At 65.2% G+C, this 12,375-nt stretch carries 12 protein-coding genes; 3 read left to right on the forward strand and 9 right to left on the reverse strand.

Translation table 11 applies throughout. The features are described 5' to 3' along the window. Positions 1-49 precede the first annotated feature (49 nt). Positions 50-865, reverse strand: a complete 816-nt coding sequence (locus tag I6F17_RS20760; protein ID WP_225131001.1) for a thioesterase family protein — start codon at positions 863-865, stop codon at positions 50-52. 226 nt (positions 866-1,091) lie between these two features. Further along, on the reverse strand, positions 1,092-3,608 hold the full coding sequence (locus I6F17_RS20765; RefSeq protein WP_225131003.1) for a glycogen/starch/alpha-glucan phosphorylase: 2,517 nt from the start codon (positions 3,606-3,608) through the stop codon (positions 1,092-1,094). Positions 3,609-3,811: 203 nt separating this feature from the next. On the opposite strand from I6F17_RS20765, the gene I6F17_RS20770 reads away from it, so the two are divergent. Then, positions 3,812-4,045 (forward strand): hypothetical protein, encoded by a 234-nt coding sequence (locus I6F17_RS20770; RefSeq protein WP_036014169.1) that lies wholly within the window; start codon positions 3,812-3,814, stop codon positions 4,043-4,045. A gap of 23 nt (positions 4,046-4,068) precedes the next feature. On the opposite strand, the gene I6F17_RS20775 is transcribed toward I6F17_RS20770, so the two are convergent. Then, complete coding sequence (locus tag I6F17_RS20775; RefSeq protein WP_036041864.1) at positions 4,069-4,932, reverse strand: LysR substrate-binding domain-containing protein; 864 nt, start codon at positions 4,930-4,932, stop codon at positions 4,069-4,071. Between the two features lie 108 nt (positions 4,933-5,040). On the opposite strand from I6F17_RS20775, the gene I6F17_RS20780 reads away from it, so the two are divergent. Further along, on the forward strand, positions 5,041-5,952 hold the full coding sequence (locus I6F17_RS20780) for a DMT family transporter (RefSeq protein WP_225131005.1): 912 nt from the start codon (positions 5,041-5,043) through the stop codon (positions 5,950-5,952). 115 nt (positions 5,953-6,067) lie between these two features. Here I6F17_RS20780 and I6F17_RS20785 read toward each other — a convergent pair whose 3' ends face one another. The 6 genes from I6F17_RS20785 to I6F17_RS20810 all read right to left on the reverse strand — a co-directional run bounded on the left by I6F17_RS20785 (position 6,068) and on the right by I6F17_RS20810 (position 10,432). After that, a complete protein-coding gene (locus I6F17_RS20785; RefSeq protein WP_225131006.1) occupies positions 6,068-6,838 on the reverse strand; it encodes a TIGR02186 family protein in 771 nt (256 codons plus the stop codon). Beyond that, a complete protein-coding gene (locus I6F17_RS20790) occupies positions 6,835-7,752 on the reverse strand; it encodes a sulfite exporter TauE/SafE family protein (protein ID WP_225190443.1) in 918 nt (305 codons plus the stop codon). The genes I6F17_RS20785 and I6F17_RS20790 overlap by 4 nt, the downstream gene beginning before the upstream one ends. A gap of 196 nt (positions 7,753-7,948) precedes the next feature. Then, positions 7,949-8,884, reverse strand: a complete 936-nt coding sequence (locus tag I6F17_RS20795; RefSeq protein ID WP_036041821.1) for a transporter substrate-binding domain-containing protein — start codon at positions 8,882-8,884, stop codon at positions 7,949-7,951. A gap of 89 nt (positions 8,885-8,973) precedes the next feature. Then, on the reverse strand, positions 8,974-9,564 hold the full coding sequence (locus tag I6F17_RS20800; protein ID WP_036041820.1) for an SCO family protein: 591 nt from the start codon (positions 9,562-9,564) through the stop codon (positions 8,974-8,976). A 24-nt stretch (positions 9,565-9,588) separates the two neighbouring features. Then, positions 9,589-9,783, reverse strand: coding sequence for a hypothetical protein (locus I6F17_RS20805; protein WP_036041818.1), 195 nt, complete (start codon positions 9,781-9,783; stop codon positions 9,589-9,591). A gap of 127 nt (positions 9,784-9,910) precedes the next feature. Then, complete coding sequence (locus I6F17_RS20810; protein ID WP_036041816.1) at positions 9,911-10,432, reverse strand: hypothetical protein; 522 nt, start codon at positions 10,430-10,432, stop codon at positions 9,911-9,913. Between the two features lie 282 nt (positions 10,433-10,714). On the opposite strand from I6F17_RS20810, the gene I6F17_RS20815 reads away from it, so the two are divergent. After that, the gene (locus tag I6F17_RS20815) at positions 10,715-12,373 is read left to right on the forward strand and encodes an FAD-binding dehydrogenase (protein ID WP_225124307.1); all 1,659 of its coding nucleotides are present in this window, start codon (positions 10,715-10,717) and stop codon (positions 12,371-12,373) included. Positions 12,374-12,375: the final 2 nt, after the last annotated feature.

Raw genomic sequence — 12,375 nt, forward strand, 5'->3', positions numbered from 1 at the left:
ATCTCTGGATTGCTTCGCTGCGCTCGCAATGACGCGTTCGCGGAAGCAGCTACGCCTTGAAATACGCGATCTGCGTCGTGGTCGCGAGCAGCCGGCCGTTCGGCGACCACAGCTCGGCGTTCTGGTCGGCGTAGCTCTTGTGCATGATCTTCGAATCCGCCGTCGCGAGCACGCGCGTGATGTCCTCAGCCGCGAGCTCCTCGGCGTCGGTGTGGAAATAGGTCGTCAGCGACACCGTGCCGAACGGCACCAGCTCGCGCCGGGCATGGAAGATGCGGCCGAAGAAGGCGTCTGACATCGACATCAGCGACAGCATGTCGAGCTTGCGCGGCGTGCGGTCGCTGATCCAGATCTTCGAGTAGGTGCTGGCGGGCTCGGCTTGCGGCGGGCCGATCCGCATCTCGCCCTCGACGAAGCGGAATTCGTACTGGTTGGCCCAGGATGCCGAGATCTTCGGGAATGGCAGCGTCTCCTCGAACGGCTTGGCGTCCGGATATTGCGCTACCCTGTGCTCCCAGGACGGACGGCGTTCGGCGAACACGGCGGTGGCGAGCGTTGCGACCTCGCCGCCGCCTTGGCTAAGCTCGACGCTCCAGTGCTGGCTGGAGCGGTTGGCCTTGACGAGGCGCACGTCGAGATCGAACAGACCCTTGGCGATCGGCGCGCAATAATTAACGGTGAGCGCGAGCGGATCGCCGGCGGCTTGCGGATGCTCGATCAGCGCCCGCAAAATGGTCGCGGCGGTGGCGCCGCCGAACGGGCCGACAAAGGCCCAGTAATCGTCGCTGGTGTGTCCCTGCCAGCTCGAGTCACCGGCGGTGACGCGCGTGGCCTCGTCAAACGGGTGCGGGAGCTTGGCGTGCATTGTTGGTCCTCGATGCCTCCACAGCCGTCATTGCGAGCGCAGCGAAGCAATCCGGACTGTCTCTGCGGAAAGATTCTGGATTGCTTCGCTGCGCTCGCAATGACGGCGGTTGAGGTTGCGGCGTCGTGTCACAACGCCGCTTAGGGGATGATGACGATCATATCATCATCCCTCGCGAAGGATGCAATAACCTCGCAGGTAACGCCGCTTCCACGCCACGGAAAAATCAGCCCGCGGCGTCGCGCAGGTTCGGCAGCAGCGGCGTGGTCGGATTGACCGGCACGTTCCAGATCTCCTCGGCATATTCGCGGATGGTGCGGTCGGACGAGAACCAGGCCATGCGCGCGACATTGAGGATCGAGGCGCGGGTCCAGGCCGGCGCCACCTGCCAGCGCGCATCGACCGCGCGCTGCGCCTCGTAGTAGGAATCGAAATCGGCGCTGACCATGTAATGGTCGAGATAGCGCAGCGCATGCGCGATGGATTCGAATCGGCCGGGGTCGCCGGGCGAGAATTCGCCGGCGCCGATCGCGTTGATGGCACGCTGCAGCTTCGGCGACCGGCGGATCACGTCGGAAGCATCCAGCCCCTGCTTGCGGCGGATCATCACGTCGCCGGCTTCCATGCCGAAGATCGCGATGTTCTCGGTGCCGACATGGTCGCGGATCTCGATATTGGCGCCGTCGAGCGTGCCGATGGTGATGGCCCCGTTCAGCGCCAGCTTCATGTTGCCGGTGCCGGAGGCTTCCATGCCCGCGGTCGAGATCTGCTCGGACAGATCGGCGGCGGGAATGATCACCTCGGCGAGGCTGACATTGTAGTCGGGCAGGAACACGACCTTGAGCTTGCCGCCGATCGCGGGATCGTTGTTGACGATCTCGGCGACGTCGTTGATCAGCTTGATGATCAGCTTGGCGTAGCGATAGCTCGCGGCCGCCTTGCCGGCGAAGATCTTCACCCGCGGCACCCAATTGCCGTTGGGCTCGTCCTTGATCGCCTGGTAGAGCGCGACCGTCTCGATGACGTTGAGCAGCTGGCGCTTGTATTCGTGGATGCGCTTGATCTGCACGTCGAACAATGCGCCCGGGTCGACCCTGATGCCGAGCCGTTCGCCGATCAGGCGGGCGAGCTGGGCCTTGTTGTGGTGCTTGACGCTGCGGAACTTCTTCTGGAACTCGACGTCGCTGGCGCGCGCCTCGATCAGCGAGAGCTGGGTCGGATCGTCGAGCACGGAATCGCCGCAGCTCTCGCGCAACAAATCGGTCAGCTTCGGGTTCGCCAGCATCAGCCAGCGTCGGAAGGTGATGCCGTTGGTCTTGTTGGTGATCCGTCCGGGATAGAGATGGTTGAGGTCGTGGAACACGGTCTCGCGCATCAGGTCCGAATGCATCGCCGAGACCCCGTTGATGCGGTGCGAGCCGACGAAGGCGAGCTGGCCCATGCGCACGCGGCGGCCGCTCTTCTCGTCGATCAGCGAGACCGAGGCGCGGAAGTCGATGTCGCCGGGGCAGCGCGCCTCGGCGAGCGCCAGATGCTGCACGTTGATGCGGTAGATGATCTCCAGATGCCGCGGCAGCAGCCGCTCGAACAGCTCGACCGGCCAGGTCTCCAGCGCCTCCGGCAGCAGCGTGTGGTTGGTGTAGGAGAGGGTGGCGACCGTGATCTTCCAGGCCTCGTCCCAGCGGAAATTGTGGAGGTCGACGAGGATGCGCATCAGCTCGGTGACGGCAAGGCTCGGATGGGTGTCGTTGAGCTGCACCGCGACCTTGCCGGCGAGGTTGCGCAGCTGGCCGTCGGAGGCGAGATGCCGCTTCACCAGGTCCTGGAGCGAGGCGGAGACGAAGAAATATTCCTGGCGCAGCCGCAGCTCGCGGCCCGCCGGGCTCTCGTCGTTCGGATAGAGGAACTTGCAGATCGCCTCCGCGCGCGCCTGCTCGGCGCTGGCGCTGACGTAATCGCCTTTGTTGAAGGCGTCGAGCTTGAGCGGATCGGGCGAGCGCGCCGACCACAGCCGCAGCGCGTTGACGTGCTGGCCGCGCCAGCCGACGATCGGCGTGTCATAGGCGATCGCCTGCACGGTTTCAGCAGGATGCCAGATCGAGCGGTCGCGGCCCTTGTCGTCGACATGCTCGACGCCGCCGCCGAAATTGACGTCGTAGATCACCTCGGGCCGCTGCAATTCCCAGGGATTGCCGAAGCTCAGCCATTCGTCGGGATATTCCTGCTGCCAGCCTTGATTGATGATCTGGCGGAACAGACCGTAATCGTAGCGGATGCCGTAGCCGATCGCGGGGATCGACAGCGTCGCCATGCTCTCCATGAAGCAGGCGGCGAGCCGGCCGAGGCCGCCATTGCCGAGCGCCGCATCCGGCTCGCATTTGCGCAGCTCCGGCAGCGAGACGCCGAGATCGCCGAGCGCGACCTCGAAGATCTTGAGCAGGCCCATGTTGTTGAGCGCGTCGGTGAAGAGCCGGCCGATCAGGAATTCGAGCGAGAGATAGTAAACCCGCTTGCGGCCCGCGTCGTAGCTGTGCTTCTCGGCTGTGAGCCAGCGATGCACGATGCGGTCGCGCAGCGCGAGCGCCGCGGCCTGGTACCAATCGTGCCTGGTCGCCATGCCAGCGTCCTTGCCGATGGCAAGGCGCAGCTTTGCCAGGATTGCGCCCTTGATCTCGGCCAGCGCGAGTTCGTCGATGGGCTGCCCGGGGGCCGGATAACTGGGCTGGAACGATGAATCCTGCAAAGCCGTTACTTCCTAGGTCGAAACAACTCTTAACTCTACGCGTCCTGCCCTTGCACCGGAACTGTCGCCCGCGTGGCCGTGCACTGCGCTGGCGCAAATTTATGCAAGGAATGGGCCGAATTGGGAACCCGGAGGAGCACGGAGAAACCCAGATTCGGTGCTAGATTACGAAAGATTCAGCCATCAGTGTGGAGAAGCGGACCGTGAGACTGCTGATCGAAATCGCCACTGCGGCCCTGCTCGTCGTCTGCATCAGCGCCACCAGTGCGGCGTTTGCCGCCGGCACGACCGGTCGCAGCGCCGACGGCCTCAGCTGCGGCTTCACAGTGCCGCAGAAGGCGTCGCCCGCAGCCCGCTGCGCTGCGATCAAGCGCCAATGCGGCGGCAAGTTCTACGCAAGCGCGTGCGGCGACAAGCTGATATCCGCAGCGAATTGAGAGCCGTAGGAGCTTTGGCGAGCTCAAGCCGCCTTGCTCTGCACCGCATCGCAAAACTCCGCGAGACGGTCCGCAAGCCGCAGCGTCGCCGGGCTCGCATCCGGCGAAGCCATCAGTGCAACCTCGGTCTTGTTGATCGGCGCAAAGCCGTCCTTCGCCGTCAGCACGCGGTGGTCCGTCTGGATCGCCATCTCCGACAGGATGCTGAGGCCCATGCCGGCGGCGACCGCGGCCTGAATGCCGGCGAGGCTCGATGAGGTGTAGGCGGTGTGCCAAGCGCGGCCGGCCGTTTCCAGCGCGTGGATGGCGCCGGCGCGGTAGATGCAGCCGAGCGGAAAGCCGATCAGCGGCACCGACGGCACGTTGACGTCGACCGGGTGACTCTTGCTGGTGACCCAGTGCACCCGCTCCGGCCACACCGCGATCGCGTCCTTCGCGCCAGCCTCGCGCTTGTAGAGCGCAAGGTCGAGCTCGCCGCGTTGGAGATCGCGGGCGAGATGCTTGCTCTGGTCGGCGCGCACGTCCAGCCGCAATCCCGGATGCGAGCGCGAGAACGCGCCCAGCAGTTTTGCCAGCCGGTACGCGGCAAAGTCCTCGGGGATGCCGAGCCGGATCGCGCCTTCGCTATCAGGCTGGCGCAGCACGTCGCGCGCCTCCTCGGCCAGCGAGAGCAATCGCCGCGCATAGGACAGCAGCCGCTCGCCGGCCTCGGTCGGGCGCACGTCCTTGCCGTCGCGGTGCAGCAGCACCTGACCGACATCCTCCTCCAGCCGCTTGATCTGCTGGCTCACGGTCGATTGCGTGCGGTGGACGCGCTCGCCGGCGCGGGTGAAGCCGCCGGCCTCGACCACCGAGACGAAGCTGCGCAGCAGCTCGAGATCGAGCATGGCCGCCTCCATTAAGAAATCCACTGGGCGTGAGTTAATCATTTAATTTCCAAATGGCAAGCGGCCTCCCTAGATCGAGGGCAGAAGAAAACATCCGAGAATGCCCTCATGTCGCTCGCCAGCTCGCTTGCCGCCCCGCGCAGCCGCTTCAACACATTGCCGCTCGCGATCGGACTGTTCTGCCTGCTCTGGAGCTACGCCTTCATCGCCGGCAAGATCGGCGTCACCCATTGCCCGCCGCTGATCCTGCTCGCGGCGCGCTTCTCGCTGGCGGGCATCTTGATCCTGAGCGCCACGTTGATCCGCGGCGAAGCCTGGTCCTTGTCGTGGCGCGATGTCGCGATCTTCGCCGTGCTCGGCATCGCCAACAACGCGCTTTATCTCGGCCTCGGCTACACCGGCCTGCAATCGGTCTCCGCCGGGCTCGGCGGCCTGATCGTGTCAGCCAATCCGGTGTTCACGGCGGCGCTCGCCGCGCTTCTGCTCGGCGAAGGCATGACCTGGCGCAAGGCGAGCGGCCTCTTGCTCGGCATCATCGGCGTGACCGCAATCGTCTGGCACCGCCTGTCGGTCGGCACCGATTCGCTGCATGGCATCGTCTTCACGCTGGCCTCGCTCGCTTCCATCGTGGCCGGCACCATCCTGTTCAAGCTGCTGGCGCCGAAGGGATCCCTGTGGATCGGCAATGGCGTGCAGAACCTCGCGGCCGGCATCGTGCTGACACCGGTCGCGCTCATTTTCGCCGACGTCGACGCGATCGACTATACGCCGAGCCTGATCGGCGCCTTCGCCTTTCTCGTGCTCGGCGGCTCGATCATCGCTTCTTGGCTCTGGTTTCATCTCTTGAAGACGTGTGGCGCCACCGCCGCCAGCGCCTATCATTTCCTGATGCCGCCGCTCGGCATGCTGTTCGCATTCCTCGTCCTCGGCGAGCACATCGAGGCGCGTGACCTGCTCGGCATCATTCCGGTCGCGCTCGGCATCTATCTGGTGACGCGGCCGGCGAAGGCGGCGGCGTAGGTGGAGGCCCCGCTGTTCACTATCGTCATTGCGAGGAGCTCTTGCGACGAAGCAATCCAGACTGCCGCAGCGGAGGCAGTCTGGATTGCTTCGCTGCGCTCGCAATGACGGGGGGCTAGTCCTTCCTGAACACGATCGAGGCCATCCACCCCGTCATCAGCGCCATCGCAACGGTGGCGAGGCCGTAGATCAGGCCGTTCTGGCGGGCGGTGGTGGCGACGAACTGCTCGAAGCCGACCTTGACGATCTCGAACGCGGTCTCGGTCTTGCCGATGAACGCGCCGTTGGCGAACAGCTTGATCTCGATCTCATAGGTGCCGATCGGCACCTCCGCGGGCAGCGGAATGCCGGTGCGGAACAGCGTCGGCGTCAGGAACGTGACCGCGCTTCCGTCTTCGCGGTAGAGCCCGCGCTGGGTGCGCAGGCGAATGAAGGCCGAGCGGAACGCATCGTTGGGCACCACGTCGGCAAAGTCGCCGCTGACCCGCTGCGTCAGCAGCACGTTGTTGAGCCCGATCTGCTGCCGCCGCGCGATCTCGGGCGAGGTGATGGCGTCGAGCGGGCGGTTGGCGAACAGCGCGAGATAGCTCGGCACCTGCAGGAACTGGCGGTAGTCGGTGTTGATCCAGATGCCGAAGGTGCGCTCCTTCCGCCGCGTCACCATGTCGGCGCGCGGGCCCATCACGGTGACGACGAGATCGTAGGCGGTGCGGTCGACGGGCGTCGTCGTATCCTTCTCGACCGATCCGAACAGCACCAGCTCCTCGCCGGAATAGTTCGGCGTCACCGTGACCCGGTGATTCGAGACCGACACAATCAGCCGCTCGGCCCGCGCAGCGCCGCCGAGCAGCAGGACGAGGACGATGGCTAGAAGCATGCGCCTCATCGGCTCACTCCGAGCTCACGGATGGTGAAGAGATCGGAGGGCTGGATCACCAGCTCGATCGCGAAGCGGATTCCGACCGAGAGGATGAGCAAGCCCAGCAGCAGTCGCAGCTGCTCGCCGCGGATCTTCTGGCCGGCACGGGCGCCGAACTGCGCGCCGGTCACGCCGCCGACCATCAGGATCAGCGCCAGCACGGCATCGACGAGGTGATTGGTCGCCGCGTGCAGCATGGTCGCGAACAGCATGGTGACGACGGTGAGAACCATCGAGGTCCCGATCACCGTCGAGGTCGGTACCCTCAAGAGATAGATCATGATCGGCACCAGGATGAAGCCGCCGCCTATACCCATGATGGCGCCGATGAAACCGATCACGATGCCGACGATCACCACGGGGATGACCGAGAGATAGATCTTCGAGCGCTTGAACCGCATCTTCAGCGGCAGGCCGTGGATCCAGTTATGGCTTCGGCGCGGCGGCAGCGCCCCGCGCCGGGTCCGCATCAAGGCGCGCAATCCTTCCGAGAACATCAGGCTGCCGACCGTGGTGAGCAGCACGACGTAGGAGAGCGCGATCATCAGGTCGAGCTGGCCGAGCGCGCGCAGCTGGGTGAAGGTCCAGACGCCGAGCGTCGTGCCGGTCACGCCGCCGCATAACAACACGCTCGCCAGCGCCGGATCGATCGCACGCCGCCGCCAATAGGAGAGGGCGCCGGAAAAGGAGGAGGCCGCGATGTGGCTCGCCACGGAGGCCACCGCGACCGCCGGCGTGATGCCGATGAAGATCAAAAGCGGCGTCATTAGGAAGCCGCCGCCGATGCCGAACATGCCGGAGACGAAGCCGACCGCAGCGCCCATGGCGAGCACCAGGAAGACGTTGACCGGAATATCGGCGATCGGGAGGTAAAGCTGCATTGAACCTGCGCACCGGCGAGACGGATCGACGAACGCGGAATGCTCGCGGAAGGAACGGAACGATTGCCGCGTCCTTCAATAGCGGAATTCGCGGGCGGGCGGGACCGGGAATTTCAGGCGTGGTGAATGGGTATGACGCGCGCGTGATGATCTCTGCGATCGTCCGCACTCCCGCTGCAGGCGGAGAGGCGAAAGGTCAGAACGGACTGACCGAGAAATACCGTAGCCAGAGATCGGTGTAGCGGCCTTTTTCCCAGATCCGGAACATCGCCCAGTTCAGGGCCTGGCGCAGCACGTCGTTGCCCTTGCGCACGGCGATGCCGATGCCCTCGCCGAAGAAACGGCTCTCGACGAACGGGCCGCCGGAGAAGGCGCAGCAATCGGCCGAATCCGTGCCGTTGATCCAGAACGCCAGCGAGATAGCGTCGCCGAAGATGAAGTCGACCTCGCCCCTGCGCAGAGCTGCGCGCATCGCATCGTCATTGGGGTAGGCGTGCAGCTCGGCGTCGGTGAACATCGCCTTGAGATACGCCTCGTGCGCCGAGCCGGCGATGGCGCCGACCTTCTTGCCCTCGAGATATTCGGGGCGGATCTCCGGCATCACCGCATCTTTGCGCGAGACGAAGCGCGCCGGCACGCGGTAATAGGGATCGGTAAAGTCGACGCGGGCGCGCAGCTGCGGGCTCACCGCCATGGAGGCGATGATGGCATCGCCCCGGTTGGAGGTGAGCGCATCGACCAGCGTCTCGAAACGCCGCATCTGCACCGTGCACGTGACCTTGATCTCCTCGCAGAGCGCGCGGGCAAAATCGACGTTGAAGCCGGCCGGGTTGCCGTCCGCACCGGTGTAGTTGAACGGCGGATAATCGGTCTCGGTCAGGAAGCGGATCACGGTGAGGCGCGACAGGTCAGGCCGTTCGGGGCGCCGGCGCGGGTCCCAGAACCCGGGCACGGCCTGCGGGGCGGCCTGGGGCGCCGCCTGAGGGGTGGTCTGAGGTGCCGTCGGCGCCCGCTGGGCGGGGGCTTGCGCGTTCGCCTCGGTGAGGCCGCCGAGCAGGCAAAGGCCGACAGCCAGCCCTGCCAGCAAGCCACGGACAGATTTGAGCGATTTCGCCTGTTGCGATGGAGCCATCGGCCGAAGGAATGAATTTCGTCGGGATCGGAGGGCCTTATAGACCATCCCGCCGGGAACGCGAGCGCCGATTGTGGCCTGGGTAAAGCTCAGAGATACCGCTTCAAATCAACCGCCGCCTCTTCCGGCGTCCGCTTCAAATTGAACGGCGAGACGAACCTGCCCTCGCGGTCCATCAGGTAGATCAGCGCGGTGTGGTCCATCGTGTAGTCGCCGTCCTTGGTCGGGACCTTCTTGGCATAGACCCGGTAGGAGGAGATGACCTTGGCGGTCTCGGCGGGGTCGCCGGACAGGCCCTGGAGGTGCGGATCGAAGCTCGACAGGTAATCCTTCATCGCGGCCTGCGTGTCGCGCTCGGGATCGACCGAGATGAAGATGGCATTGACCTTGTCGGCGTCCTTGCCCAGCGCGCGCAGCACTTCCGAGATCTCGAACAGCGAGGTCGGGCAGACGTCGGGGCAATGGGTGTAGCCGAAGAAGATCAGGGTCGGCTTGCCCTTCAGGCTCTTGTCGGTGACGGCCTTGCCGTTCTGGTCGGTCAGCTGGAACGGGCCGCCGATCGCGGCCGGCTGTGCCACCTTGCCGACCCCGCCCATAGCCCAGAACATGATCAGGAGCCCGACGACGAGGCTTGCCGCGAAGGCGGTCGCGATCACCAGCGGACGGGTGGCGGAGCTCATGGGCGGAAAACTTCCTGTCGCAGGTCAGAAGCAGGCGGCAAAGCCGGTCCTAATCATTTCGAAGAACACCTGGCTGCCATAGTGGAACCAGAGCGCCAGCGCGCCGATCACGGCGAGACCGCCGATTGCAGCGCCCGCCCACAGCAGCACGGATGGCATCCCCCCGGCAGTGGGCGAATTGTCCGATAGCCGATGTGCCGGGTGCAGCGGTTGAGCCATGACAACGATCGGGACGAAGGCCCCGGTTCCCTGGCTTTCAGATAGGCTTTGCGCCGGCTGCGAGCAAGGCGTCGCCAGCAGGCAAGACGCCGCGGTGGCGCCAAGGAACGCCGCCAGCCTGTGGATGTCAGTGGAGGAGCTGGCCCCGGGCGGATTCGAGCGGCTCCGCTTGCGGGAGCGACCGGCGCGACGGCCTGGTCGTCGAGGCCTGCGCGTCCAGGTAGCACGGCTTGTACATGGCCTGGAGCTGCTTGCCCCTCAGAAAGAGCATCCGCGGGGTGAGGCCGCCCCGCTGGCCGATCCAGCGCCTGATCTGCGAGGGATACATCGCGTACAGCATCTGGGTCGCTTCGGGATTGGTGATGGCGCGGCCGTTGGCGCCGAAATCCCAGGCGGCGTGGAAGCCCAGCGTCGCATGCGAGGTCACGCAGATGCGGTCGTGCGGGATAGCACCGAGGACGATGGTGCAGGCCGAGGCACAGAGGCCATCGATGATGACCGTCTCGCCCGATTGCCTGAGGTCCTGGTACTTGTCGACGTAGGTTCCGATCCGGCCGCCGCGGTCGTCCGCGATCCGAACCACCGCGTGAGAAGCCCCCATGCCTGCGATCAAGAGAACCGCCGCAAGCAACCCCGTCAGAAACTTCATTTTCCCCCGCCCCAGTCGAATTCGAATCTGTGTGTCAGGTGGTGATGCACGGCTAGCGTCGGTCGTAACCGAGGTTTTGTCTAGGCAGGCCTGCTGGCTCAAAACAAATTCAAATCCAGTGTTGCGTCCGCGCTGCACCCGGCCGGTCTCCATGCCAAAGTGGAACAAGTTAACGAGGTCTTGTGCGCCATACCCTTGATCTCAGTTGCAACCGCTGGCTTCAATCCGGGCAACTACAGGGGGGAACCCTTGGGGAGGAGAAGAACTTGGAGGGGGAAACGCATGGCTGAAGAAACGGACGTCATCGTCGTCGGCGCGGGACTGTCGGGCCTCGTTGCCGCCACTGAGATCGCTGATGCGGGCAAGCGCGTGATGGTAGTCGACCAGGAAGGCGAGCAGTCGCTCGGTGGCCAGGCGTTCTGGTCGTTCGGCGGATTGTTCCTGGTCGATTCGCCGGAGCAGCGCCGGCTCGGCATCAAGGACTCCTACGAGCTCGCCATGCAGGACTGGCTCGGCACCGCCGGCTTCGACCGCGACGAGGATTTCTGGCCGCGCCAATGGGCCGAAGCCTACGTGGCCTTCGCGGCCGGCGAGAAGCGCGGCTGGCTGCGCGCGATGGGCCATCGCTTCTTTCCCGTGGTCGGCTGGGCCGAGCGCGGCGGCTATGATGCGATGGGCCACGGCAATTCGGTGCCGCGCTTCCACGTCACCTGGGGCACCGGCCCGGGCATCGTCGAGCCGTTCGAGCACCGCGCGCGCGAGGCTGTCAAGACCGGCCGATTGATCTTCAGATTCCGCCATCGCGTCGATGCGCTCTCTATCAGCAATGGCACCGTGGATGGCGTCAGCGGCGTCGTTCTTGCGCCCGATGATGCAGAGCGCGGCAAGAGCTCCTCGCGCAGCGTGGTCGGCGACTTCGCACTGAAGGCGCAGGCCGTGATCGTCGCCTCCGGCGGCATCGGCGGCAACCACGAGCTGGTGCGGCAGAACTGGCCGAAGCGGCTCGGTGAGCCCCCGAAGTTCATGATCTCCGGCGTGCCCGAGCATGTCGACGGGCGCATGATCGGCATCACGGAAAAGACCGGCGCGCGGCTGATCAACCGCGACCGCATGTGGCACTACGTCGAGGGCATCCAGAACTGGAACCCGATCTGGCCGCGCCACGGCATCCGCATCCTGCCGGGTCCTTCCTCGATGTGGTTCGACGCGACAGGCACGCGGCTGCCGGCGCCGCTATTCCCGGGCTCGGACACGCTCGGCCAGCTCAAATACATCATGTCGACCGGCTACGACTATTCCTGGTTCATCCTGACCCAGAGCATCATCAAGAAAGAGTTTGCGCTGTCGGGCTCGGAGCAGAACCCGGACCTGACCGGCAAGAGCTGGCGCATGACGCTTCGCCGCGCCACCAACAAGGGCGCGCCGGCGCCGGTGGAGGCGTTCAAGAGCCATGGTGTCGACTTCATTGTCCGCGACAAGCTCGATGAGCTCGTTGCGGCCATGAACAAGCTCGCCGGCAGCGATCTCCTCAAGCTCGAGCACATCAGGATGCAGATCGAGGCGCGCGACCGCGAGATCGCCAATCCCTACGTCAAGGATGCGCAGGTCATGAACATCCACAATGCGCGCCGCTATATCGGCGACAAGTTGATCCGCACCGCTTCTCCGCACCGCATCCTCGATCCCGCGCATGGGCCGCTGATCGCCGTGAAGCTCAACATTCTCACCCGCAAGACGCTGGGCGGCTTCGAGACCGATCTCGACTCCCGCGTGTTCGGGGAGGAGGGCCGCGTCATTCCCGGCCTTTACGCCGTCGGCGAGGCCGCCGGCTTCGGTGGCGGCGGCGTGCATGGCTATCGCTCGCTGGAAGGCACCTTTCTGGGCGGCTGCCTGTTCTCGGGCCGCAATGCGGGCCGTGCCGCCGCCAAGGCAGTGGGCTAGAC

Origin of the sequence: Bradyrhizobium sp. NBAIM18, assembly GCF_020193825.1 — a bacterium.
GTDB lineage: Bacteria > Pseudomonadota > Alphaproteobacteria > Rhizobiales > Xanthobacteraceae > Bradyrhizobium > Bradyrhizobium yuanmingense.

Coding starts and splice junctions, on each gene's coding strand:
- I6F17_RS20785 (WP_225131006.1), bottom strand. CDS start 6,838: ATGAGGCGCATGCTTCTAGCCATCGTCCTCGTCCTGCTGCTCGGCGGC.
- I6F17_RS20800 (WP_036041820.1), bottom strand. CDS start 9,564: ATGAGCTCCGCCACCCGTCCGCTGGTGATCGCGACCGCCTTCGCGGCA.
- I6F17_RS20775 (WP_036041864.1), bottom strand. CDS start 4,932: ATGCTCGATCTCGAGCTGCTGCGCAGCTTCGTCTCGGTGGTCGAGGCC.
- I6F17_RS20790 (WP_225190443.1), bottom strand. CDS start 7,752: ATGCAGCTTTACCTCCCGATCGCCGATATTCCGGTCAACGTCTTCCTG.
- I6F17_RS20805 (WP_036041818.1), bottom strand. CDS start 9,783: ATGGCTCAACCGCTGCACCCGGCACATCGGCTATCGGACAATTCGCCC.
- I6F17_RS20760 (WP_225131001.1), bottom strand. CDS start 865: ATGCACGCCAAGCTCCCGCACCCGTTTGACGAGGCCACGCGCGTCACC.
- I6F17_RS20810 (WP_036041816.1), bottom strand. CDS start 10,432: ATGAAGTTTCTGACGGGGTTGCTTGCGGCGGTTCTCTTGATCGCAGGC.
- I6F17_RS20795 (WP_036041821.1), bottom strand. CDS start 8,884: ATGGCTCCATCGCAACAGGCGAAATCGCTCAAATCTGTCCGTGGCTTG.
- I6F17_RS20780 (WP_225131005.1), top strand. CDS start 5,041: ATGTCGCTCGCCAGCTCGCTTGCCGCCCCGCGCAGCCGCTTCAACACA.
- I6F17_RS20815 (WP_225124307.1), top strand. CDS start 10,715: ATGGCTGAAGAAACGGACGTCATCGTCGTCGGCGCGGGACTGTCGGGC.